Source organism: Micromonospora craniellae, assembly GCF_014764405.1.
In the GTDB taxonomy this organism is placed as follows: domain Bacteria; phylum Actinomycetota; class Actinomycetes; order Mycobacteriales; family Micromonosporaceae; genus Micromonospora; species Micromonospora craniellae.
In genome coordinates this window covers 2,849,836-2,872,119 of record NZ_CP061725.1, presented here as the reverse complement: position 1 = coordinate 2,872,119, position 22,284 = coordinate 2,849,836, and the positions used below count along the sequence as shown (strand labels likewise).

Below are 22,284 nucleotides of genomic sequence, written 5' to 3'. Positions count from 1 at the left end.
CCGCCCCGGCTCCCGCCCAGGGCGCCAGCGAGGTTCTCGACCTGCTGCGCTCGCTGCCGCGCATGCTGCCGCCACTCACCCGAGCGACCAGCAGCCGCCACGTCGACCCAGGCCCGTCCCGCCGTCGCCGCCTCCGGCGAGGCAGGGCACTGACCTGACCTGATCTACACCGCACCCACCACGGCCGATGCCCGGCCACCCGCGCACCAGCGCACCCCGGGCACGGCCGTACGGCCGTGCCCGGGCTTCTCTGCCTATCGGAAGGACACCCGGATGTCACAGCCGCACATCCCACCCGGCCACGCGCCGCGCCCCACCTACGCGTCCCACCCGCGAGGGCCGCAACCACGCATCGCCGTGGTCGGTGGCTCCCTCACCGGCGCCACCACCGCCCTGCTCCTACTACAGGCCGGCTTCGACCACATCACCGTCTACGAAGCCGCCCCCGCCGCGGCACCGCGCGGTGGCGGACTCATCGGCCTGGAACACCCCGCCCTCGACGTCCTCGACCGCCTCGGCATCGACCAGAGCGAGTTCATCACCAACACCTCCGAGACCGTCATAGAGGTCACCGTCCGCGCCCGCCAGCCCATCCACACCACCCGACGGCGGTATCCGGGGCGCTCCACCACCTGGTCGCTGCTGCACCACGCGCTCACCCGCCGCCTGCCCGACGGCGTCCTGCAGACGGGCCGACGCCTCACCCACCTCGACCAGCACCACAGGCAGCCACGACTCCGATTCGGCGACGACTCCCACGCCCTGGCGGACCTGGTGGTGTTCGCCGACGGCCGATCCTCCACCGGCCGTCGCCTGCTCGACCCGCGCCGCCGACTGCACTACGCCGGCTACGTCGCCCACCGCGGACACACCCCCACCGGATCCGGGACCATGCGGGACTTCCTGCGCCTAGAGGCGGGCACCGGCTGCCAGTACAACGTCGCACCGGTCCCCGACGGACTGGACTGGACCCTGTACCTCGACTGCAGCCCCGCCGACTACACCCACCGTTTCGGGGCGCCGCCGCAGCGACGGATGTTCGCGATGCCGCACCACGTCAGCGCCGCCGCCCGCGCACACGTCGACATCCGCGCCGCCCAGGTCCTGCCCGCCCCGCACGCCGCCACCGTGCACGCCACCACCACCCGGATGGCCGTGCCGGTGATGGACATCGACGCACCCACCCGCATGGTCTGGCCCGTCGGCGCCGGATGGGCGGTGCTGCTCGGCGACGCCCTGGCCCCCGTGCGGCCACACACCGCCCGGGGCGCCAACAACGGCATCGAACAGGCCGCCGCCCTCACCGCCGTCTTCACCCAACACCACCGGTGGGACGCCGACCTCCCGACAGCCCTGCACGGATGGCAACGCCGCTGCCTACCCGACGCCGTCACCGCCGTGCGGCAAGGGCCACCGCTCGGCGCGCACCTCGGCAACCACCCCTGACCTGCCCGACAACCCCTTCACCACAGGAGAGCCCACCGATGGCACTGCATCTCTACTTCGATCTCACCGCCACGCTGCGACTGGCCGAGCACGCCGTCGCCGCCGACCAGCACGTCCCCTCCTTCACCGAACGAGAGGACCAGACCTCCTGCGCGGGGGCGTTGGAGTGGGTTCACGACGACGGCGTGTACCTGATGTCCAACGGCCTGCCCCGACTGCAGGACCCCGACCGGCCCGGGGCGAACCTGACCGTCCACGCCCACGGTTGGAACCCCCGCGTCGACGGCCACCGCGCTGACCGTGACCTCGGTGGCGACGACTTCGTCGAGCATCTGCACCTCACCGAGGAACCCGCCCCGCTGATCGAGGAACTGCGCGCCGCACACGCCGCCGGCTTTCGGTGGCTGGACCTGGTCGTCAGCGCGGAGACCTTCGAGGTGCGGGTCGCCCGTACCCGCCGCCCCGACTGAGCCCCGCCACCCGACGGCCCCGCCCGCACCGCGAGGCGGGGCCGTCGGGCCTGCACATCGACCCGACATCCCGTGTACGGGTCCTCATCCCCGCCTTCCGACACCGCGACCGGCATCGGTCGCGGTGTCGCCGTTTCCTGAGGAGTTCCGTGTCCAACACGAATCGCGCCACCAGCGCCCAGGATCCCGTTACCAGCCCGGATTCCGTGGGCGGAGCCGCTGCGGACACCGACAGCTTGGCCTACCCCATCTCGCCGGAGTACGTGCAGTCGTGGACGCCCGTACGGGCGCTGTCCGAGCTGATCGCGAACGCGCTCGACGAAGACCCGAACGCCCAGGTCAGCTGGGCCGAAGGGACGCTGACCATCGCCGACGGGGGACCGGGTATCCCCGAGGAGGGCCTCATCCTGGGCGTCTCGACCAAGTCCGCCGAACAGATCGGCCAGTTCGGCGAGGGCAAGAAACTCGCCTGCCTCGTGCTGGCCCGCAGTCCGCAGATCGGCGGCGTGCGCTGCGAGACCGTCGGATACGGCTTCGTCCCCACCGTCGAACGCCGCAAGCTCCTCGGCGGTCTGATCCCGTCGCGCTCCGCGCAGGGCAGCGAAGTCCTCGTCTACCGCTTCCACCCCAACACCCGCACCACCTTCACCGTCGAGTGCCCCCAGCAGTTGGCGCAGGAGGCCATCGGACGCTTCCGTGCCCTGGCCGAGCCCGGCTACCAGCCGCCCCCAGCACCAGGCGTGTGCGTACGCGACGGCCAACCGGGACGGGTATGGATCGGCGGAGTGCTCGTCACCCGCATGCCAGGCTTCCTCGCCTCCTACGACCTGTCCCTAAACCACAAGGCGCTGCAGAACCGCGACCGCACCCTCGTGGAAGCCGCCGCGTTACGCACCGCCGTGCGCCGCATCCTCGCCGACAGCGAAGACCCACAGACCATCGACCTGTTCGCCCGGCATCTGCTCGGCGGCGGGAAGCTACGCGAACAGGAACAGTTCTTCGACGCGGTGCGGCTGCCCCGCCCCCGCGCCGCGTGGCGGGCCTGGGGCCGCACCCACCTGCCCGAGCAGACCTACTTCAGCGTGCCGGGCGGTGAGGAGGCGGCACTGGACCTCAAAGACACCGGCCACGCTGAGCTGGCCACCACCGGCCTGGGCAGGTACGAACAGATGGCCGTCATGAATCTCCTCGGCGTCGAGGCGGCCCGCGCCCGCCAGAGACGCCACCACGCCCGCAACCGCAACCGGACCAACTGGGTCAGCCAGAAAGCCCTGACCGACGCGGAACGCGCCCTGCTCGACGAGTGCTGCCAGCTGGTGCGCTCCGCGATCGGCCCGTTCGCGTTGCACCACGTGAAGGTGTACGACCACAGCGACGAGTCCCCTGCGCCGACGGCCTCTACCGGCCGCTGACCGGACACGTGGCCATCCACCGCGATGTGCTCGCCGACCGACACCAGACCCTGCTGGTGCTGCTCCACGAATCCGCGCACCGGGTCGGGCACCGCGGCGGCGGCCACTGGACACCGATCCCCGACTACCACGACCGCAGCCGCGGATTCGAACACCTCCTCAGCGACTTCGCCGCCCGGCTGCTCGGCATGCTCGCCGACGGCACCACGCTGCCGCACATCGACCCCACCCCCGCCGCTCGACGTGCCGGCCGGGACCGCAACTGGCGGGCCGACGACCCGAGCGTGCCCGCCGTGCGCCGGGAACTAGCCCACCTCCTGCTCGACCAGCTTCCCCAAGCGCTGACCGATGGTGGCTTTCGCTCGGCGAAGGAACTGGTCGCCTCCACCGCGGTGTATCCCGGCTACTGGCGCCTGCTGACCAACCCCCGCCCGGTCGGCCACCGCCCGTTCCGCGGCGACCAGGCCGGCGACTACGACAAGGTCGCCCTCCTCGCCGAGGCCAGCGGCGTGCACCCACCCGTGGTGTGGCTGGCCTACCACCTGTGCGAAAGACCCATCCGCGGACGCCGCCGCGACACCTGGGGCCGACCCGGCCCATGGACGGCGAAGATCCGCACCGACATAGCGCGCGCCTGCACCGACCTGGCCGCACTCGGCGACCCGTACGCCGCACACATCCCCGCGCTGCAGGCACTCGCCGACGGCACCGTCCCCGCCCCACTCGACGACGACACCTGGCACCAACCGGCCCGCGCGCTCCTCGCCGCCGAACGCCGACGCCTCAACCTCGACAAGCCCTGACCCGCAATGCGCGTCGCGGGGACCGCGCACAGCAGCGTCGCCGCCCCGGCCACGGCAACGACTTGATCAATGCCTGAAGTCGAGCGTCACTGCACCCGGCCCACCACCGCCCGCGGCGTACCCGACCGCGTCGACCCATGCCGCCGGCCTCGGGCGGTGACGGGCCACCACCCTGCCCACCGTCAACCCGGAAAGAGGGCTCGCGCTCATGGCCCGTCACCGCCGCGCGATACCACGCCCGGTCACCGACGCCCTGTTATGGCTGCTCGCCGCCGACATCGCCGTCCACCACCAACCCCAGCCGCACGAAGGCCGGCGGTCACCGCTGCGGACGAGCGTTGATCTGCTCAACGGGCGGGAACTGCCGAACGGGTTCGTCGCCGATGGAGTAGGTCTCCAAGCAGGACAGATAGCCCTGACCATCGACGAGTAGCACGACGCCGGCGTAGAACTCGCCGTCACTGAGGTCAGCCGACACCGGCGCACCGGACAGTACCGGGGCCGGCGCTGCGGTGTGGGCCACAACAAGGTTGACGGTCGCACAGCCGCAGCGGCACTGACCCTCAACAGTCGCGAACGGCAACTGGGCGCGCAGCTCATCGCGTCCAGGGAACGGCACCGCCAGCAGACGCGCGATGACGCCTCGTTCAATGTCACTGAGCGGACGAGGCATGTCGCCGCTGGTCACAGCGCCGCCTGGTGAGGCAGACCGGCGTGGAACCGCAGCAACCGGACCTTGTGCTCGCCCAGGATCGGGCGAGCATGCTCGATCAGCTTGTCGAGTTCGGCCGCACGCTCGCGGGACGGCCCGTGGTAGATCGTGGCCGCCTGCCGATCGAGCCACCCGGTGAGGTCCGCCCGCGCACTGCCACGCAACCGGTCGTCGAGATCATCGATCAGCCGCAGGTTGGTGACCAGCCGTTGCCAGGCGTTCCCCGCCGTCAGAAGCCGATAGCCCGCGAACCGGACATGAGCCGGGTTGCCCGGACCGAGCAGCGCCTGCAGCCTTCCCGGGTCAAGGATGCCGAGATCGTGTCGCAGGGCGACCACCACCTGGCGGGTCACCGCTCCAGACTCGTCGCGCAGCAGTGGTACCAGTTCAGCCGACGGAGTCACGCCGAGGCGACGCAACGCTCGGACCGCTTCGACCCGACCACGCGAACGTGGATGCGCCAGCCACCGCTGAACCAGGCGGGCGTCCTCGGCGTCACCGGTCTCGCCCAGCCCCGCAATCGCCCCCGGCGCCGGTAGCTCCCACCCGGCGAGCGTGCGATAAGACTCTGCCGGATCCGCGCCGCTGCGGCGGAGCACGGCCTGAGCGATGGCCCGCACCAGGGGATGCCGATCAGGCAGAGCCGCCTCAGCCGCCCTCAGATCACCGACTGCGGTCACGGCCTGCAGCGCCTCAGCCCGAACCAGCGCAGTACGGCTGACAAGCAGCCCACGCAGCTGAGCCGGACTCGTCGCGGACTCCACAGCAGCCCGGGCGCACAGGGCCCGAATCGGCAGGTCGTCGTCTTTCATCGCGGCCGTTGTCAACCAGCGCAAACCCAACAGGCCCCCGGTTGTCGCAGCGCGGTACGCCGCCCGCCGGGTCCGTCGATCCCGCGCCATCAGCAACGGCTCCAAGCCATCCAACGGCAGGTCCCGCAGGACACCCTCGACGCGCTCGGCCAACCAGGCGCCCTCACCCCGACCGCGCAGGGCGAACGCCATCTCCGCGAGCTGGGCCAACGACCCCTGCGATGACGACAACCAACCCTGCACCGCACTGCGTGCCCGCTGACGCACCTCAGCGACCCAGTCGACCGTCCGAATCGCCAGCACCGCCAGCGCCGCCGGGTGCGCGTGATCAGCCAGATGAGCGACCGCCGCCTCGCGGATCCGCCCGTCACGGTGGCAGCCGGCTATGACCAAGTGCAGCAGCTCCGCCTCGCCGTCAGCCAAATCCGCCGCGAGGCTCCGCGACCAGCGCGGCGCCGACCACCACTGCTCCCGCAGCCCTGCATCCACCGCCAACCACCACCGCGCCTCGGCGGAACCAAGCGCATCCACGGCCGCGGCCCGCATACCCGGCTCGCCATCGCGGGCCACCGTCAGCAACCCGCCAGAGAACTCCGCTGGACTAACACGTCGATCGAAGCCGCCAGCCCCAGCCCACAGCCACTCGGCAGGCGGCAGGCGGCAGCTCAGGCAGATAGTCACGTTCAGGCAACTCGCTCGAGCCGACACTCATGTTGCGCAGCCACCGGCGCAACGTCGTTCCCAGCGACACCCCGCCCACCGACGCCCCGTCCCCACCGCCCGATCACCATGGTCGCGGCCATTCTGTCGCCCTCGCGCCGACCGAGCGACCGCATTCCGCAACGCGGCACTGACGCCGCAGCGGCGGCCCGGCCACGTCCCGAATTGGTGCCAGGTTGATCTGCATGAGGACGAAGGGGCGTCAGGCGGCGCCGATCTCGCCTTGGGTCAGCTTGAGGTTCGGGAACTCGTATCGTTCCCGCATGGCAGCGGCCAGGTCCGCGGTCGGTTGGTCGACCATGACCATGACGCCGGATCCGTCGGCGCGGGGTGCCACGACCGCGATGGCCACTCCTTCGATTTGCCAGTACGGGATGTCCTTCTTGATGCTGTCCGACACCTCGTTGAGCACGGTGCGTGGATGTTGCGCGTCGGCGAAGGCCAACTGGACCTCCGGGTGTCGAAGGCGCAGATCGGTGTCGATCTTGTCCACTCGTGGCACTGGCACGCGGTGGATCACCAGCGCCGCTCCGTCGGCGCTCATGCCTGAGTACGAGTTGGTGGGATAGGTGCGTTCGGCGTCCCGGATCAGCAGTTCTCGCGGTGTGTCACCGAGAGTCGTGGAGGGCGTCGTCAAAAGTTCCCGGTTTTGGGCCGGTTTTGGCCCCGCCGGTTGTCCAGGATCGTTGGCTTCGGATCCGGCGCACCCTGCTGTCGCCGCCAGGAAGCTGGCTGCTGCGACCAAGCCGATTCGTTGTATACGCATGGCAAGATTCAGCATAGCTGCGGACCTGCCGTCGGGCCACATCGATGTGTGGCCCGACAGCAGGTCATAGGGTCAGCTGGTGGCGATGGTCAGGTTGAAGTGCGACAGAATGCTGCCGATATTGATGTGCAACGCGACCCGCGAGCACACGCGCCCGGTGTAGTCATACCCCTGGCAGGTGCCCTCGAACTGCTGCCCGGTCGCGACGGCGCTGATGATGCCCAACGCCCTGAAACCGCCGGTGTCATAGCCGATCGTCGGCCCACCGCTGTCACCCTGACCGACGGATGCAACCCCTGCCAAGTGTTCGGTGACAAACGCTGGGCCAGTGACGTTTCCGTTCAGGTTGAAGTAGATGTTGGTTTCCGTGATTCTGGTGTTGCAGTCGTTGCCGCTCAGGCCACCGGAGGTGCAGGCCACGTCGTTGAGGACGGCACTGGCCCAACCTACGATCGGTACGCCGTAGTTGGAGTTGAAGGGGCCGGTGAAGACGGCGCCCTGGTAGGTCTGCTCGCTGATGGTCATGGCATCGAGAGCCGCTGAGCCACTGTTGGAGCGCCCGACGTAGAGTTGGTAGAGCGGGGTGTACCAGTTGGTGTTCGCTCCGCAGTGCCGTGCGGTGATCATTACCTGGGCGTTAGTGGACGTTCTGGCTGCGAACCCGGCGGTGCAGAGGCTGCCGGTGCCTGTCCAGATGACGCTGCCGCCCCAGAACGGCGTGACATCGTCCCAGCGTCCGGCCGGCTGAATCGCCGATCCGGCTGTCACCTGAACGGGAATCCTGTTCGCGCGTAGGTTGCTGGTAACCGCGGCGACGCTCGTGGTGCCAGCGACAGAGAGCTTGAGCCCGCTCGCGTCTGGCAGTGGTGCCGCAGTCACCAGTTCACCGCCAAGCTGTGAGGCTGGAGCCTTGAACAGGCGATGGATCTCCGCAGTCAGCTCGGCCAGCGTGAACTTGCTGCCGACCACCGCGACCGGCACGTCACGGCGTCCTGCCCTGACGGCCTCGTCGACCGCTGCGGGTAGGTTGCCCTTCCAGCGCAGTTCCACCGCGCCGGTGTCGCGAACCAGCTGCAACGAACCGAACCCCTGATCGTGGCCCTCGTCGATGACCTGCTGGATCTGCCGAGCCACGCTGGATGCTCGCAGTACTTTGGCGTCCACGTCGGGTGGCTGAACCCCGAGTTCATCGACTAGCTGCCTCTCCTCCGTCGATCGAACCTCGGAGGGCAGCGGACGGCCGCCGGGATCGGCTGCCGCAGGGGCTGCGGCGGCGAGTGCCGCCACCAGCACGCCTGCGATAGTTGGAACGAGCCTCCGGGAACGCTTCCGCACGTTTCTGACCTCCCCAGGGTCACAGCGATGAAGCCCCAAGCACGTTGCTGGAGCTTCCGCCTCGCTCATCGGCGGTGGCGGTAAGTACCGACCACCAGGATGGCTCGTTTCTACCGATCGATACGACGAGTGTCAATGCCTATCGGTAGCGGTTTCACTACCGTGAGCCAAACTTCTGGCCATGTTGCGGCTCGTCCGTGTCCTCGAATTCCTATCCGTTGCCGCAGGTACGGCCTGGACCATGGACTGGGAGGGCTGCATCAACTGCCATTCGACCCTGCCCTACGCCGGCAGCCCGGTCCTACCCGCCGTCTGCTGCGGCTTCGCCGACCGCCTCCTTGCTATGGGCGCCGCCGGCTGGCAGGCATGTCAGCCGGCGGGCCCTCGCGCCGTCCGGAACCCACAGGGCGTCCATGCTCTCGCGCGACACCTGGCCGCCGGGGATAGTCGGCTGGCAGGTGTCGGTAGACCGATCGCAGTGACCTGCCGATCTTTTCGGCGAGGGCTTCAGGTGCAAGGTCTGGTTCCTTTCGTAGCCAGTAGGCCACCGCCTCCGCTGTGCTCGTGGGTTCTCCGTGGTCGCTGGCGGGCCCGCCAGCGGTGCTCGGCCCGGTCGACGTGCTGGGACAGGGTGTGGGCACCGACTTCCTGTCGTCTGGTGCCGATGTCGGATGGGTATCCGTCGCGGGCTGCTGTTTCTGCTCGGCAGGACCTGGCGCGCTTGGCGCACGTTGCGGCGGCACCGTAGTCGGCGTCGCTGAGGGGCGCCGGTCCCACCATCGGCGGCGGCGACCGGCATGCTGTCTCGCGATGATCGTTTCAGGTGCTAGGTCCGCGGCGAAGAGCGTGGTCAGCCCGGCGTAGTCGGCGGTTGCCGCGAGCCGCTGCGCGATCTCGTCGAGGTCGTAGACGTGTACGGCGATGGCGGCGGTGGTCGGATCCACGGCCCTGCGGATCTTGCGACGAAGCACGGCGGCGATCGCGTGCTGGCGATGTTCCCGCGAGATCGCGACGCGGGCTGCATCCAGGGATTCGTACAGGTCGAGGCCGTCGGCTTTGGCGATCGAGCGGGCGCGGACGGTGATGGCGGGGTGGCGGAGCCAGTGGCCGAACAGCTCGTAGGCGGGTGGGGTGGGTGGGAGGTCTCCGGTGGCGCGGAGGCGGTCGCGGCGTTGGTTGCCGGCGTGCATGAGCCAGACGAGGTAGCCGAGGGCGGACATGGCGGCGTAGAAGCCACCGAGGAGATGGTCGGGGTGGACGATCCAGTTGAAGGTGACGGCTGCGGCGGCGATGACGGCGGACAGGATCCGGGATGCCAGGGCGCGTTCGCCGAGGCGGCGTCGGACGTCGGCGTTGGCCATGACGACCACACCGCCGAGTTCGAGTGCGGCGACGGCGGGGATCGCGACGAGGATCGGGATGTCGAGGGTGTGGACGCTGCCGGTGACCTGTCCGACGAGGGCGACGAGGAGCACCAGGACGTAGAAGGCCTGCCGCATGCGAGCCGTGCGACGTACAGCGGTGGCCAGATCGGCGTCGAGCGCGTCGCGGGACATCGCGTCGGTGCTGTGACGTCTCGACGACGCGGACCGACCGCCGAACTCCGGTGCGGTGCCACCGCCCACCGGGGAGGCCGTCGTCGCGGTCGTGTCCCCGCTACTGCCGGCGGGGGCGGTGTACGCGCTGGCGCCGATGCCGGCGGCGGTCTGGTCGGAGGTGCCGCGGACAGCGCCGGATGCCGCTGGGGAGTGCCGCGTCATGAGCGCCGCCCGCCGTTGTCGGATCGAGCGTGTGTAGGGCTGGTGGTGAGTTGGTCGGCGAGGTCGAGGGTGTCCTTGCTGGGGGTGGCGTCGATGTCGTCGAGCCGGTGGATGAGGGTCTCGCGCAGGGCGCGGACCTCGTCGAGGTGTCCCAGCGCGGCGTGGGCGCGCATCGCCTGTTGGTAGACGGGTTCGGCGTAGGGGTCGTGGCGGATCGCGGCCTGCAGCACGGTGACGGCTTCCGCCGGGTCGCCGGTGGCGGCGGCGAGGGCGAGGTGGGCGTCGAGGGCTTGGCGGCGGATCGCCTCGCGGTGGACCTCGATCCATTCGTAGTCGAATCCGTCGGCGAGAGCACCGCCGTAGGCGTCGACTGCGGTGCGCAGCGCGGCGAGCCGGGTGTCGGGGGTGGTGGCGCGGTGCGCGGCACGCAGGGCGTCGCGCATGCGCCACAGGTCGACGTCCATCAGGTCGCGGGTGAGGGCGTAGCGGCGGGCGGGATGGGTGAGGTAGCTACCGGGTCCGCCGGTGCGGGTCAGGGTCTTGCGCAGGGCCGACACGTAGGTGTGCAGGCGATGCGGTGCCTTCGATCGTGGGGCGTCGGGTAGCAGGTCGTCGAGGATGGCGTCCTGGGTGGCGTCGCCGTCGTGGACCACGAGGTAGACGAGCAGTTCGAGGGCCTTGGCGCGCAGGGGGATCGTGGTGTCCATCTCGACGATGCGGGCGGTGCCGAGCGTGCATACCGCCACGCGGCCGCCGGACTGCGTCGTGTCGGGTTGATCGCTGTTTCTCGACGGCGCTACTGCCTGTCGGCCGCTGGGGAACTCGGCGCCTTCTGGTGCCGAGTAGGCGCTGCCGGCTGCGGCGGTGCAGGCGTGGCCGTCGTCGGGCACAGCTTCTGCGGTGCTGTCGGCGCGCGGGCCGGGTGTCGGTGTCGGGGCGGCGGGGAGGTCGACCGAATAGGTCGACGGGGGTTGTCCCGTGTGCGTTTCGGCGAGGGTGGTGATCAGGTCGACCGTCTCGGTGGGGGTGAGCACGGTGAGCCGGCCGAGATCGGCGGGGCCGGTGGCGTGACGGCTGGTGCCGTCGGCGGTGGTGGTGCCGTCGGTGTCGACGACGAGGGTGTCGCCCTCGGGCCACCGGCCGAGCAGGACGCCGTGGATGTCGAGGCGGTTCCCTTGGGCCAGGAGCGCGGCGACGCGGGCGCGTTCGTGGCGGGCTGCCGCGTCGGCGATGAGCAGCACCGGCGGCAACGGTTCCTCGTGGCCGGCGTCGGGGAGGTCGGCGACGGTGTCGACCTCGTGCTGGTAGAGCAGCCGGGTGCGGTGCAGTGCCTGCGTCTCGCAGAGGTCCAGGGCGGCGGCGAGTCCGTCGGTGACGGTCAAACGGGGACTATCCGGCAGCACCGAGGTCTCCAGGAGGGTGGCGGCGGTGGTCGCGGGGATGACCACCGTGCCGCCGCCGTGAACGGCGAGGGCGGCGGTGAGGAACCCTCGACTGGCCGCCGGTGCGCCGGGGCCGGTCAGGCCGAGGCCTGCCGGTGGCCATGCCGCCGCCACCGCGTTGTCCCGCCCGGGCACCACCGGCCCCCGTCCGCCAGCGAGATCCTCCTTGCCGGTCGACTCACCGTCTGTGCCGGCTGACGCTGGACGGTCAGCGCCCGCCGAGGAGGTGGACCGGTCGTCTGTCAGATCGTTCCTGGGGGGATCGGTGCCGAGGATGTCGACGTCGTCTGCGGTGTGCCGCTGGCGTAGGCCACGTCGAATCTGGGTGACGACGGTGGGAAGCGACGCGAGGTCGACGTCGCCCCGCCGCTGCGAGCCGGGCGGCTGTGGCCGGTAGCGGCGGCGTCGCAGGGCCCAGACCAGGGCGGCGGCTGCCGTGATCGCGGCGGCGAGGCCGAGGTCCATCCAGCTCCCTGTCCCCACCGCGATGCCCTCGTCTGCTGGGCCTGAACGGCTGCCCGGCGGCGACGGGCTGGTGGCGGGCGTGCCTGAGACGGACGGCGCCGACGGGGACGCTGCCGTGGAGCCGGAGTCCGCGCCATCGTCGTCGCTCGGTGGGTCGGCGGGTGGGCTCGGCGTGGCGGCGGGTTCGCCCGGCTCGGACGTCCCTGGGGCGGGCGGGTCGACGTCGGGTCTGGAAGGTTGGGGTGTGATGGCGGTTGGGGGGATCGCGTCGTGAGGTAGGGCCAGGGTCCAGCCGGGGTGGATCAGGTGGGGGCTGGTGAACGTGCCGCCGACCGTGGCGAAGTGCCTGCCGCGGTTGAGCGCCCAGATCTCCGGCCAGCGATCGGCGTCACCCAGCCGTCGCTTGGCGATCGCGGACAGCGTGTCCCCGCGCCGCACCACGCAGGTGTCGCCCGGCTCGGACGTCCTCTCGGTCGAGCTGCTGGCAGCAGGCCGCGCCGTGAACGAGAGATTGTCAGCTGTACGGGAACCGTCGGCGGCGACGGTGCCGATGAGGCCGGATGTTCCGTCCGAGGAGAGGCCGCCGTCAGCCCAGGCTTGGTCGGGCTGCGTCGGAACTGCCATGCCCGCACGGGTCGCGACTGGCACCGCCGTGCCTTGGTTCTGCTGCGCCTCAGTGGTGCCCTCGGTCGATAGTGCGTCAGGGTTCGTGTCGGCGGCCGGGGCGGCGTGTGCGGCGACGGGCAGGGCAGCAGACGTGACGGCAGTGGCGCCCAACACTGCCGCCGCAAGCCCCTGCATCGGACCGGGCAGACGCACCGCGAACCGCCACCGCAGCCGAGCCGCGAGACGCCGACGTGCTCGGTGCGTGACGACGGCGCCGAGCAATGCCCAGAGCATCCACGCGGCGGCCTGAAAGACCACCATGAGGAACCCCGAGGTCAGCGGCTGATGCATCCAGGCGCGCACCTGCCCGACCGTCGGTACCGAGACAACCGGCCCACCTACCAGATACAGCACCACCAGGGGTGCTGCCGCGACCACGACCGCCGCCGAGAACCGTGCTCTCATCCCGCCACCTCCTCCCCGGACGCCCCATCGGCGGCCGCAGCGGTGATGACACCGAACGTAGGAGCGAGACGGAACCATGGGCAGGGTTCCGCTGCTGACAGCACCTCACACCACCTGACACGACCTCACACCAGCAGGTCAGCGCTGGGAGGCCACTGCAGGGCGGCCGAGTTCCGCGGCCGGCTGGCTGGAGCGATAGAGCAACGACCGCTGCGCGGACAGGTGCCGCTACTGAAGCAGGCGCAGGTTCACGGACAGGTGTCGCCGTCCGAGGAACAGCCTGTGCCACTGGCTGTCGGCTTACCAACCTCCGCGCCGATGTCCACGCTCGGTCAGGAGGTGACACGAGCGACGGCTACCGTCCCGAACTCGACGAGGTCGTTGACTTCGTGAAGCCGGGCGATGATGTGGCATCGGCGCACCGATACGGGCGGCCTGTACCGCCGCCGACCACATGTACGGCCCTCCTTGCCCTCCGCAGTGTCAGAACTGGGCCGCCCACGGGAGCTCCACCTAGCCGGCTGCAAGCCCTCGGTTACACCCACTCCGGGAAACGCTGACCGTCGTGTTGCCCAACCCCTAGCGCTCGACCGCCGAAGCGGGTACGAAGCCTGAGAAGCCCTTCCACACGTCGACTAGATACCATTCGCCGTCTAGCAACACGCCAATCGGGGCAAGGTCTTTCCCGACGAACTCTTCGTAAGGTTGACCATCCAGCCCGACGGTGATGCCTTTCGCGTCATGTGAAGGCCGCTCCAGCGGCGTAGTACCCGGTGCCACAGTGCCCCGCGCCGACCGCAGTGGCGTGATCACGACGGGCTGACACGTCTCGAAGACGTCTCCGGCGCAATACTCCCAGTGGGAAAACGAGTAGCTACCCTGCCGCATCGTGTAGACGGAGTAGAGCGGCTCCTGGCTGACGAACTTCTCCGTCACGATGACGTCCTTGGCGCTGCCGCTGCCTGAACGTGTCCTCACAGTCGCCTTCGCCATCTCATCCCCCACGCCGAACATGCCGACACTGGTGTAGGAGCCGAGCGACTGGGTGAGGTACACAGTGGTCCAGCAGCCCGCGGAGCCGCAGTACAGAACCGTCCTGTCGAGCACGATGAAGTCGAGCAACGCGTCCCCGTCGAGGTCATCGGCCACGACGACGTCGAAATCGAGGTCGTCGGCACGTACCCCGAGCCCGTCGTCGAGATGCTGTGCGATGAACCAAGTCTCAAACGCCCTCCGCTGCCGCTCAGTAGACATCCGGTCGCCGACCGTCGGCGACAGCGACAATGGCGCGGGCGACGGTGAGGCCGACGGGGAGGCCGACGGCGGTGCCGGAGGACGCTCGATACTCCAGAGGTTGAGTTCCAGGCCGGGCAGGGGCACCTTCGCCTCGCCCTCCCACTTGAGGAACCCGCGGCCAAGCCGTGCGCCGACGGCGACGGTCGGGACTGCCTTGAAGTCGCCACGGAAGCCGGCCGAATCGCTGATGACCGTCGGCCCGACCTTCACATCCAGAGCAACCGTCAACTCGGCGATGCCGAAAGGATCCTTGCCGGTCAGCTCCGCGCTGAGCCCGGCGCTCACTCCGAACGAGAACTCTACCTGCGGGGCGGTCGGCTTCTCGGCGAACTCTTCGCCGACCAGGAACCGGTCACGGTGAAAGCCGCCGCTTTCGGAGCGGTAACCGACCTCGAACCCGAGCGAGGTCCGCGACCGCATGGCCTCGGACTTCCAGCTGCCCTCGGCCGCCGCGAACGCTTCGCCGACGACCTTGAAGTCGCAACCCAACCGTATCGGTCCGATTCGGACGATTCGCGCTAGCACGCTGGCGCAGCCAATCTGGATGTCGTGCTCACTCTTGACCGAGCACTTGACCGCCATGGTGAACTCGGCTTCCGACCGGCCCTCCAAAGTCATCGCCGCACCGATGAAGGTCGACACGGTCGGATTGACAATGCCGTCCCAGGCGAACTCGCCGTCAAGGTCAAGGTCGACTGTGTCGAGCTTGTAGGCGAGGCTGCCGGCACTGCTCCGCTCGCCGCTGGAGCGCCCCGGCGGGTTCTCAGCCGGCGAGCAGTCAGAATCTTCAAAGCTCAGTGTGCGGCTGAACTCCACGAGCGGCTCAGGCTCGTCACCGTGCGCGAACGCCGCCGGGCGGAGGAGCGTGAGCCCGTCGACCAAATCCAGCCGGATGACTCCGGCGGGCAGCGCCTCGTCGAAGGTAGCCGGCTGGGTGTCCACCACGACCCGGTCACCGTCGTAGTGCATCGCCGCGACCCTTCGTACCAGCATGTGGGGTACGCGGGTGCCTATGCCGGAGATGAGATGGTCGCCCGGCTGAAGGGCTGCCGCCTGAGGGGAGCCTGCGGCGAACACCACCCGCAGGCCACGGATCTCCAGGATGCCCGGGTCGTCCGGGTCGAGCACCTCGGTTGTGTCCGGGATGGCGACCCGGTACGGCGCGGCGGCGAGCGTGGTGCGCCCCGGCTCTACCAACACCTCGTGCCGCTCGTCAGCAGGGTGGAAGGTGGTGTCAACGCTGCGGACCGACTCGATCGTGACCCTGTACACCCCCGCAGGCACGCGCCGCTCGTCAGTGGCGGTGAGCGTGTAATGGGTCCCTGCCGGCCCGGCCACTCCGACGTGCGCCACCACACCGGGCGGCAGCCCGGTGATCGCCACCCGTAGGCGGGTCGGCACCGGCCTACCGCTGGCCGCGAGTCCGACCGTGGCCAGCAAAACGATCACGACCGACAGAATCGTGCGCCGGAGCATCGTCGATCTTTCCACCGACAGCATGGCGTTCAGCGCGGATACTATCCACATCGCCGCGCTCGCCAGCGCATGATACCCGCAGCTTCAACCGTCAGGTCGTCTGCCAAAACTAGACCTCATGCATTCGGATAAGTGATGCCCGCGATGATGTCAGGTATCGGAGACGTTCACTGTCGGGTGAGCGACCACAACGGTCGTTTCAACGTGATCCCCAAGAGTCCGCGTCTCTTTCAACGCAGGTCGCCAAGACATGCCTCCGAGTAAGGATGTCTCGGGAGGCGAGAATGATCTTCTCTGTTGACGCAACCGATTCCGGACAAGTCCTCACAAGATCCGGGGTGGTGCAGTGCGCTCACGTCAACGGCGGCCGTACCTGCCACAGCTACGCGACCGCCGCGAGGGCAGCAGCCGTAAAGGCCGTGAATAGCCCGGGGGTCTTTGCGTGAGTGGCGTGCCGGTGGGCCGCCGATATGAACCGTCGCTGAGGCCTACCCACAGCCAGTCCCCCGCTACATCCTCACTGGCAGTGGTATCTATACCGAGTGGTGCTGGGTAGGAGGTCGAGTGTGAGGCCGGCGGTGGTGAGTCGGCGCGTGTAGCGGTCGGACAGATCGGCGGCGGCCGCATGCTCGCCCAAGTGGCTGAGGATGTCCACGGCCCGTTGGTGTAGCCCTGTCTGCCAGGGTGAGTTGAGGCCAGCGGTTCATAGCAAGTCCGCCGGACAGGGCGAGTTGAGGATCGAGAAGCGTTGACTACTGCTGTTGACATGGCCGTGGCCGAGGATGGGGTCATGAGTCGTAAGAAGGGACCGCGTTCGGGTGGGGACTGTAAAAACAACGGTGTAACTCCGATCAAGGGAGTAGCACCTGATGACGATCACGACCGATGCGGTGGACACTGCCGCTGTGCCCGGTGACGAGAAGGCCAAGCGGCCGCGTACGAAGACGACGCCAGGGGGTGTCGACCCGGCGCTGGTGTCACAGCTGGTGACCCAGGCTCGTGAGCAGGGGCTGCAGCTGTCCGGTGAGGGTGGGCTGCTGCAGCAGCTGACGAAGATCGTGCTGGAGTCGGCCCTCGATGGTGAGATCACCGACCACCTCGGCTACGACAAACACGACCAGGCCGGCGCGAACTCCGGCAACTCCCGCAACGGCAACCGGTCCAAGACGGTGCTCACCGATGTCGGGCCGGTGCAGATCGACGTGCCACGCGATCGAGCGGGCTCGTTCGAACCGGCCATCGTCAAGAAGCGTCAGCGCAGGTTGTCCGGGGTGGAGGACCTGGTGCTGTCGCTGTCGGCGAAGGGCCTGACCACCGGCGAGATCTCCGCGCATCTGGCCGAGGTCTACGGCGCCGAGGTCTCCCGCCAGACGATCTCCACCATCACCGACAAGGTGATGGACGGTATGACCGAGTGGCAGAACCGGCCCCTCGATCCGGTCTACCCGGTGGTCTTCCTCGACGCCATCAACGTCAAGATCAGGGACGGGAAGGTCGCCAACCGGCCGATCTACGTCGCTCTCGCGGTCACCGCCGACGGCCACCGAGACATCCTCGGCCTGTGGGCCGGCGACGGCGGGGAGGGCGCCAAGTTCTGGCTGCAGATCTGCACCGAACTGAAGAACCGGGGCGTCGACGACGTGCTCATGGCCGTCTGTGACGGACTGACCGGCCTGCCGGATGCCATCGGAGAGGTCTGGCCCCGCACCGTGGTCCAGACCTGCGTGGTGCACCTGCTCAGGAACTCGTTCCGCTACGCGGCCCGCCAGCACTGGGACGCGATTGCCAAGGCACTCAAACCGGTCTACACCGCACCGACCGAGGCCGCCGCTACCGAACGATTCCTCGAGTTCGCCGAGGCATGGAGCAGCCGCTACCCGGCGATCGTGAAGCTGTGGGAGAACGCCTGGGCCGAGTTCGTGCCGTTCCTGGCCTTCGACGCCGAGATCCGCCGGATCATCTGCTCCACCAACGCCATCGAAAGCGTCAACGCCCGCATCCGCCGCGCCGTCCGCGCCCGCGGACACTTCCCCAACGAGCAAGCCGCCCTCAAGTGCGTCTACCTCGCGGTGATGAGCCTCGACCCGACCGGGCAAGGCCGCAAACGCTGGGCCACCCGCTGGAAGAGCGCACTCAACGCCTTCGACATCACCTTCGACGGACGCCTGTCCGCCGGCCGCAAGTAGAAGATCAACCAACCCCAGTTACACCGTTAACTTGACAGACCCGCACCAGCATCCCCACCGTCGCCGTCACCACCGACGACACCGGGAACGCCAGGAACCGCGACCAGCCACCCACCGGCGTACGCCACCCGCGTATGGCGATCACCGCGAGAACCGCCGCCACCACCACGATCGGCACGATCGGCACCACCGACCAGCGCAGGAACGGCCCCAGCTCCATACCGATGTACTGGCTGCCCACCACCGCGTACATACACGCCACGGCGACACCCAGCCAGGAGGCGGTGAGGATGCCGGTGGCGACCTGCGCCCCCGGCGACAACGGCAACCCGGTGTCGGTACGCGACGCCAACGCCGCACCCAGAACCGTGCCCACACCGAGACAGGCGAGCATCGCGAAGACCGACGCCATCGCCAGCTCGCCCCAGTTCAACGTCGCCCACTTCCCCATCGCCGCGCTGTTCCACACCGGGGTGAACAGCATGTGCGACACCAACGCCAACGACGCGAACCCCGACACCGCCACCGCCAGCGCCCGCCCCACCGACGGCAACGGCTCCACCACCACCTCCGGGCCCTGGCCCGGACTCCGCGCGCCGGCGTCCGCCGCCCCCTGCGCGGCCGCGAGCGGCGGATCCTGCACCAGGAACGGCGTGAGACCTGTGTCGGTGGCCAGCACCTCCGCCACCAGTCGCATCTGCGCCGTCCCACCCGCACACCACAACCCCGCCACCGTCGCTGGGTCGACCTCCGCCGCGTCCACCGCATCCCGGACCAAATCGGCCGCGCGTTCCAGGACCGGACGGGCCGCCTGCGTCAACACCAGGTCGTTGACCACCACCGCCGGACCGGACGGCACCGCAACCGTCACCGCCGCATGCGCGAACAGGGCATGCTTCGCCGTCCGGACACTCGCCGTCAACGCCACCTCCTCACCGGTCCCCGCAGCGACCGGGACAGGGGACAGGGCGGCAGTCATCGCCGCGTCGATGGCGTCACCACCGGCATCCGGGTCCGCGAGAGTGGAGAGGATCTCGAAGCCGACCGCACTGCGGCGGACCACGCTCACCTCGGCGCCGCCACCCAGGTCACACACCACGATGACCGAACCCACCGGCAGAGGCACACCTCCGGCGAGCAGATGCGAGGCCACCGCCACCGGCGCCTCCACCAAACGCGGCTGCGGCAGACCCGCCCGATGCGCCACGTGACGAAGCCAGGTACGACGCCGCGGCCCCCACCCCGCCGGCACCACCAACCGCACATCCTCGACCTCGCCGCCAGCGAGCCGTCGTGCCTCGTCAGCGGCACGCCGCAGCGTCGCCGCCACCAGATCCGCCAGCGCTATCTCCCTACCGGCCACGCTGACTTGCTCATCGGCGGGGCGACGGGGGACGGGAACGAATCTTTGCGGCTGCTTCACTGCCGCCTGCCATGCTTGCTGCCCCGTCACAACCGACCCGTCGTCGGCGACCAGCACCGCACTCGGTAGTCCTGGCTCGCCGTCGAACGACAGCGGCGACCACGACCCGTCCGTCCACGCCACCACCCCGGTTGTGCTGGCACTTCCGCAGTCGATCGCCAGCCGTACCTGCCCCGATCGCATGCGCCATAGTCAAACATGAATCACGTAATCACGTGAGGGCATAACTACGCAGCGGCAGCCATCGGGTTCAGGATGCGAGCCGAGCCCACATCGACGAAGCAGCGCCGCACACCCTCGGCGTCGGCACGCCGCTTCATTCCCAGCGTCCCTCGGGCGGCACGGCTCTTCTCCGCCACCCGTTACCGAACCCGGGCTGGCATCGGCGGCGCCGGCAGTGACCATGCCTTCCCGGGAGACCACCGGCCTGCAAATCGGCCGCGTCGATGACGGAGGGTCATTCGCGGTCGGATCCGGCCAGGCCGAGGCGATGGCGGCGGCCAGCTGGCGTACGCGTGCACGTCGGGCCAGGTTTTCCGATTGTCATATCCGGGTCGGGCGATCTCCAGGCGGAGCCTGCACGAGTCGATTATGTCGAACTCCGAGCGTAAGCGGCCCGTCCAGTGCCGGGTAGACGGCGGGAGTCTCACCCGCCGTCCCCCACAGATCCGGACGTGAACCTCTCGACTCATCCGGCTCGTGCCGTTCGGTTGTCAGGTCGTGTACCGCAGCGTCCAGTGCGCGAACAGGCCGGGTTTTCGTTTTCGGACCTCTTGTAACCATGCACGCGTACGGGCTTGGCTGGGTTTGAGTCGCTTGTACTTCCACCTTGCCCAGCGCATCAGATGACGGTCGACGCGCTTGCCGATCGGGATGACCGCGCTCGGATAGAACGCGGTGAAGTAGTTCAGCCAACCACGTAGGGCTGGGTTCACTTCTTCCGCGAGATCGTTCAGGTTCCAGGTCGTGTGTCGATGTAACCGCCAGGACGCTACCTTGCGGCTCATATCGGTCAGCTTCCCCGGGGCCACCGCCGGCAGGAACCCTGTTCGCCGACGTTGCCGTATCTTGTCCCAGGCCTTACGGGGACGAAACGCGTACCCGCAGAACGCGAACGTCACCAGCTCATAGTTCAGCCGGCGGCGGTCGTCCTTGCAGTACACAATGCGCGTCTTATCAGGATGCAACTGCAACCCGATATCCGCAAACCGACGACCGATCGCCCGGCGCACATACTGTGCCTGACTTTCGGTCACGCAATGGACCACCACATCGTCCGCGAACCGCTCGAACCCGATCCGGGGAAACTCCCGGACCATCCAGGTATCGAAGCCGTAGTGCAGGAAGACGTTAGCGATCAACGGAGAGATCGGCCCGCCCTGCGGGGTTCCCTTTTCCCGATGAGCCAAAGTTCCGTCGGGCATCAGCATCGGCGCCTTGAGCCAGCGCTCCACATACAACATGACCCACGACTGGGTCGTATGCCGCGCCACCGCCTTAAGCATCAAATCCCACCGCACGGAGTCGAAAAAGGCCTTGACGTCCAAATCGACGACCCAGTCCTTCTTGAAACACCGCTGCCGACACACCCGAATCGCATCAATCGGGGACCGTCCGGGACGATATCCGTAGGAGTCGTCGTGGAACACCTTCTCCACCTCCGGCTCCAACACCAGCACCGCCACCGTCTGCGCCACCCGGTCGACCACATTGGGAATGCCCAGAATCCTGACCCCACCCTTCTTCGGGATCTCCACCGCCCGGACCGGGCCGGGGAAATAGCTGCCCGACGACATACGGTTCCACAGCCGGTAGAGGTTGTCAGCCAACCTCGTTTCGAACTGTTCGATCGTCACTCCGTCGGCCCCGGCCGCTCCGCCATTACCTTTCACCTTCAACCACGCGGCCCAGATCAGCCGCTTTGGGATATCGTGCGACTTGCCTGTCAACCCTGGCTGACTCACGCGGTTCCTCCCTCACGGTTGACCGCACAAACCAGCCTGAACGACCCCGCCCCTTCGCTCCCCGACCCACTGCGATACGCAGGCGGTTCACAGCTACTACGGGCGAGTCCGCCAGCGGCCCCGCATCGGTACTCTGCTCCTCGCGGTCTCCTCCGCTTGGAGTCCTCCCTCTCGCCGCCGGTCAACCGACGGACAGTGTCGGGGTCCGCCTTCACACGTTCCGTATGAGAGCCTGGACCGGGCTCATGCTGCCTATATGCCGGACACCACCTGGGCAGTAAGCGGATATCCCCCAGGCTCATCCCGAGACTCACCTCCGGCCTCGGTTCTGATGTCGTCTGACTGAGTTTCGACACGTCAACGGCAGAGAACTCGACGTTCATCGCTCATCTTCCCGGTCCATACCTGACGCGATCACAGTCACGCCTTCTCCAACGACGCTCAGGACGACGGTCTTCAGCCAACGCCCCTCGTGGTGGTTTGAAGCCTGCTTCCGCAAGCCGGCTCCGGAGGGCCAAACAACCTCCATCTCCCATACAGCACCGCAGTCCACGAGACCGTCATCAATCTTTGCCTCGCTTTCCACGTTCGTGTTCACAAGAGCTGATCTCAGCAACGCATATGGGTTGATTGGCGCGACACGGGCGAAGGCGGCGAGTCGGGCGGCAGTGGAGACAGGCGTGGAGCCATCGATAGACATGTCCTTGCGACAGATCCACGTCTTC

15 protein-coding genes are annotated in these 22,284 nt (G+C 68.6%); 5 read left to right on the top strand and 10 right to left on the bottom strand.

The genetic code is table 11. From position 1 onward, the window contains the following. Positions 1–273 precede the first annotated feature (273 nt). From ID554_RS12715 to ID554_RS12700, 4 genes are all read left to right on the top strand, one after another. Positions 274–1,446, top strand: a complete 1,173-nt coding sequence (locus ID554_RS12715) for an FAD-dependent monooxygenase (protein WP_117230641.1) — start codon at positions 274–276, stop codon at positions 1,444–1,446. A 38-nt stretch (positions 1,447–1,484) separates the two neighbouring features. After that, the gene (locus tag ID554_RS12710) at positions 1,485–1,916 is read left to right on the top strand and encodes a DUF3085 domain-containing protein (RefSeq protein WP_158573827.1); all 432 of its coding nucleotides are present in this window, start codon (positions 1,485–1,487) and stop codon (positions 1,914–1,916) included. A gap of 149 nt (positions 1,917–2,065) precedes the next feature. Continuing rightward, a complete protein-coding gene (locus tag ID554_RS12705; RefSeq protein WP_147333572.1) occupies positions 2,066–3,328 on the top strand; it encodes an ATP-binding protein in 1,263 nt (420 codons plus the stop codon). 8 nt (positions 3,329–3,336) lie between these two features. Continuing rightward, positions 3,337–4,131, top strand: coding sequence for a hypothetical protein (locus ID554_RS12700; RefSeq protein WP_117230638.1), 795 nt, complete (start codon positions 3,337–3,339; stop codon positions 4,129–4,131). 319 nt (positions 4,132–4,450) lie between these two features. Here ID554_RS12700 and ID554_RS12695 read toward each other — a convergent pair whose 3' ends face one another. The 7 genes from ID554_RS12695 to ID554_RS12665 form a co-directional block, all read right to left on the bottom strand. Then, complete coding sequence (locus ID554_RS12695; protein ID WP_117230637.1) at positions 4,451–4,819, bottom strand: hypothetical protein; 369 nt, start codon at positions 4,817–4,819, stop codon at positions 4,451–4,453. Beyond that, a complete protein-coding gene (locus tag ID554_RS12690; RefSeq protein WP_117230654.1) occupies positions 4,816–6,201 on the bottom strand; it encodes a hypothetical protein in 1,386 nt (461 codons plus the stop codon). Before ID554_RS12690 ends, ID554_RS12695 begins: the two co-directional genes overlap by 4 nt. Positions 6,202–6,577: 376 nt before the next feature. Then, positions 6,578–7,156, bottom strand: coding sequence for a hypothetical protein (locus ID554_RS12685; RefSeq protein ID WP_223884573.1), 579 nt, complete (start codon positions 7,154–7,156; stop codon positions 6,578–6,580). A 57-nt stretch (positions 7,157–7,213) separates the two neighbouring features. After that, a complete protein-coding gene (locus tag ID554_RS12680) occupies positions 7,214–8,434 on the bottom strand; it encodes a chymotrypsin family serine protease (protein ID WP_147333571.1) in 1,221 nt (406 codons plus the stop codon). A 383-nt stretch (positions 8,435–8,817) separates the two neighbouring features. Continuing rightward, entirely contained in the window at positions 8,818–10,236 is a 1,419-nt protein-coding gene (locus ID554_RS31620; RefSeq protein WP_223884572.1) for a hypothetical protein, read from the bottom strand. Continuing rightward, positions 10,233–13,214, bottom strand: a complete 2,982-nt coding sequence (locus ID554_RS12670; protein ID WP_117230635.1) for a BTAD domain-containing putative transcriptional regulator — start codon at positions 13,212–13,214, stop codon at positions 10,233–10,235. Before ID554_RS12670 ends, ID554_RS31620 begins: the two co-directional genes overlap by 4 nt. A 579-nt stretch (positions 13,215–13,793) precedes the next feature. Further along, entirely contained in the window at positions 13,794–16,010 is a 2,217-nt protein-coding gene (locus ID554_RS12665) for a hypothetical protein (protein ID WP_147333570.1), read from the bottom strand. Positions 16,011–16,855: 845 nt separating this feature from the next. On the opposite strand from ID554_RS12665, the gene ID554_RS12660 reads away from it, so the two are divergent. Further along, positions 16,856–18,172, top strand: a complete 1,317-nt coding sequence (locus ID554_RS12660; protein WP_191088637.1) for an IS256 family transposase — start codon at positions 16,856–16,858, stop codon at positions 18,170–18,172. A gap of 4 nt (positions 18,173–18,176) precedes the next feature. Here ID554_RS12660 and ID554_RS12655 read toward each other — a convergent pair whose 3' ends face one another. The 3 genes from ID554_RS12655 to ID554_RS12645 all read right to left on the bottom strand — a co-directional run bounded on the left by ID554_RS12655 (position 18,177) and on the right by ID554_RS12645 (position 22,259). Beyond that, a complete protein-coding gene (locus ID554_RS12655; RefSeq protein WP_233527518.1) occupies positions 18,177–19,535 on the bottom strand; it encodes an Hsp70 family protein in 1,359 nt (452 codons plus the stop codon). Between the two features lie 773 nt (positions 19,536–20,308). Next, positions 20,309–21,559: a group II intron reverse transcriptase/maturase gene (gene ltrA / locus ID554_RS12650; protein ID WP_223884536.1), complete on the bottom strand. Its 1,251-nt coding sequence runs from the start codon at positions 21,557–21,559 to the stop codon at positions 20,309–20,311. Positions 21,560–21,938: 379 nt separating this feature from the next. Then, entirely contained in the window at positions 21,939–22,259 is a 321-nt protein-coding gene (locus ID554_RS12645; protein ID WP_191088828.1) for a hypothetical protein, read from the bottom strand. Positions 22,260–22,284 lie beyond the last annotated feature (25 nt).